This is a genomic window from Dietzia massiliensis, from assembly GCF_018390595.1.
Lineage (GTDB): Bacteria > Actinomycetota > Actinomycetes > Mycobacteriales > Mycobacteriaceae > Dietzia > Dietzia massiliensis.
In genome coordinates, this window is sequence record NZ_JAHBAV010000130.1 from 1 (window position 1) to 1037 (window position 1037).

A 1037-nucleotide genomic window follows, 5' to 3' on the forward strand; every position below is an offset into this window, starting at 1 on the left:
TCGCCCTATTCGGACTCGCTTTCGCTACGGCTTCCCCACACGGGTTAACCTCGCGACATACCACTAACTCGCAGGCTCATTCTTCAAAAGGCACGCCATCAGCCCAAAAGGCCTCTGACGGATTGTAAGCACACGGTTTCAGGTACTATTTCACTCCCCTCCCGGGGTACTTTTCACCATTCCCTCACGGTACTAATCCGCTATCGGTCACCAAGGAGTATTCAGGCTTACCGGGTGGTCCCGGCAGATTCACAGCAGATTTCACGGGCCCGCTGCTACTTGGGTACACAAATCGCCCCGCCGCGCAGTTTTCAGGTACGGGACTCTCACCCTCTCCGGTCGACCCTTCCAAGTCGTTCCCCTAACCCACGGTCAATCGGCGCCCGGTCCGGCAGAACCAAGGACATCGCGCCCCACAACACCACACACGCAACCCCTGCCGGGTATCACACGCATGCGGTTTAGCCTCCTCCGCGTTCGCTCGCCGCTACTGACGGAATCACTGTTGTTTTCTCTTCCTGCGGGTACTGAGATGTTTCACTTCCCCGCGTTCCCTCCACACACCCTATGTATTCAGATGCGGGTAACACGCCATCACGCGTGCTGGGTTCCCCCATTCGGACACCCTCGGATCACAGCTCGTTTGGCAGCTCCCCGAGGCTTATCGCAGCCTACTACGTCCTTCATCGGCTCTTGGTGCCAAGGCATCCACCGTGTGCTCTTACACACTTACATTCACAAACAATTAAAGATGCTCGCGTCCACTGTGCAGTTCTCAAACAACACACACCAACCCCACCCACACCCCGGCCACGCATGGCGCATCAGGTGCATCGGGAATCAGTGCCACCAGAAACAACCCAACCCGCTCTGCGGGTCAGACGGTGTTGTTTCAGACACCCAACAGTGTGTTTCGTCCCGGACCCTCGCTCCCCCACCAACAGTCGGCCCTGAGCCGACGCCAGATGAGATCACAGCGAGATCCTGCGCGATAGTGTTCCACCCAATTGAGCGTCCGGCCGGCCCACGAACGGGAC

Annotated in this window: 1 rRNA gene; it reads right to left on the reverse strand. The window is 58.2% G+C overall.

The features are described from left to right. Positions 1 to 735: ribosomal RNA gene (locus KHA85_RS16455) — 23S ribosomal RNA — on the reverse strand; the annotation flags it as partial. Between the last annotated feature and the right edge of the window lie 302 nt (positions 736 to 1037).